At 69.8% G+C, this 1,610-nt stretch carries 1 protein-coding gene; it reads left to right on the top strand.

Translation table 11 applies throughout. The features are described 5' to 3' along the window. Positions 1-167: 167 nt before the first annotated feature. Positions 168-1,586 carry an NF041680 family putative transposase gene (locus I8N67_RS41410; protein WP_234047111.1) on the top strand — a complete coding sequence of 473 codons (1,419 nt, stop codon included), beginning with the start codon at positions 168-170 and terminating at the stop codon, positions 1,584-1,586. Positions 1,587-1,610 lie beyond the last annotated feature (24 nt).

Genomic DNA, 1,610 nt, shown 5'->3' with positions numbered 1-1,610 from the left:
CTTGAGATAAAACCTGCGGGCTCGCTCAGGGGGTCGTTCGAGTCCCCCACATGGGGAAACGCCGGACACAGCGACGGCCGCGCCCTGATTCTCGGGTTGTGAGACCAACGAAAACCGGCGCGGCCGCCGCTGTCAGCGTGCCCGATCGGGACGCCCGCGACGCGGCCTTGAGGGAACTCAAGGAGTTCCGCGTCGACTTCCGCGCCTGCCTGACGCGCTGGGGCGACGAACTCTTCGAAATCGGTGATGCGGTGCTGTGCAGCGACGGTCCGGTGCGCGGTCTGGCCGACCTCAGCCTCACACCCGAGCACACCCGCTCCCACGGCTCGGTGCAACGCGCCATGAACGACGGGGCAATCGACTTCGAGCGTCTGAACTGGTCCTTCGTACTGCGTGACCTCCCGCGCGGCCCGGGCGGCGGCATCGTCCTGGCCGTCGATGTGACGCCCTGGCTGCGCCCCGACGCGAACACCAGTGACCAGCGGACCTTCTGCCACACCTACGGACGCGCCGAGGGCGCCCACGAGATGGTCCCCGGCTGGGCCTATTCCATCGTCGCTGCCCTGTCCGGCGGACCCACCTCCTGGACCGCCCCGCTGGACGCCTACCGCCTGCGCCCCGGCGACCATGTCCAGCAGCACACCGCCCGCCAGCTGCGCGAGGTCGTCACCAGGATCGTCACCCTGGGACGGTGGCGCGAGGGCGACGAACCGGTCCGGATCGTCGCCGACTGCGGCTACGACGGCCCCTACCTCGCCCACCAGCTCGCCGACCTGCCCGTCGAGGTGTGTGTCCGCATGCGGGGCGACCGCGTCCTGTACCGCGACCCGCCCGCAGCCGGCGGCGTCGGCCCCAAAGTCGGACGGCCCCGCCGCCACGGCAGCAGATTCGCATTCCGTACCCCCGGCACCTGGAGCGATCCCCTCCACGACAGCGAGCACCACCTCGACAACTACGGCCACCTGCGGGCCCGGTGCTTCGCGCGGCTGCATGTCCAGCTCAACAGGCAGACCGTCTGGGCGCATCACCCCGAGCCGGAACTGCCCATCGTGCCCGGCACCGTGATCCGCCTGGACGTCGAGCGCCTGCCTTCCGGCGGCAGCCCGAAACCCATGTGGCTGTGGTGGTCACGCACCAGCACCGACGCCGCTCTCGCGGACACCGTCTGGTCCTGCTTCCTCCGCCGATTCGATCTTGAACACACCTTCCGGTACTGGAAGCAACACCTCGGCTGGACCCGACCCGCCCTGCGCGACCCCCTCGCCGCCGACCGCTGGACCGCCCTCGTCATAACCGTCTACACCCAGCTCCGCCTCGCCCGCCCACTGACCGGCGACCTCCGCCGCCCCTGGGAACGGCCCCTGCCCATCGAACGCCTGACTCCCGGCCGCGTACGCCGGGGGTTTCGCCAAGTCCGCAGGTCACTGCCCGTTCTCACGAACCCCGCGAAACCCTCCCGCCCCGGCCCCGGACGCCCACCCGGCCGCCGCAACTACCGGAAAGCCCCCGTCTACAACGTGGGAAACGCCCTGCTCGAGAACGATCAACGAACAGACGAGCGACACCCCGAACAGTCAGCCTCTTGAACACCGCACGTTTTATCTCAAGCT

This window comes from Streptomyces adelaidensis (assembly GCF_016598475.1).
GTDB lineage: Bacteria > Actinomycetota > Actinomycetes > Streptomycetales > Streptomycetaceae > Streptomyces > Streptomyces adelaidensis.
This window is presented reverse-complemented; position numbering and strand designations above follow the sequence as displayed.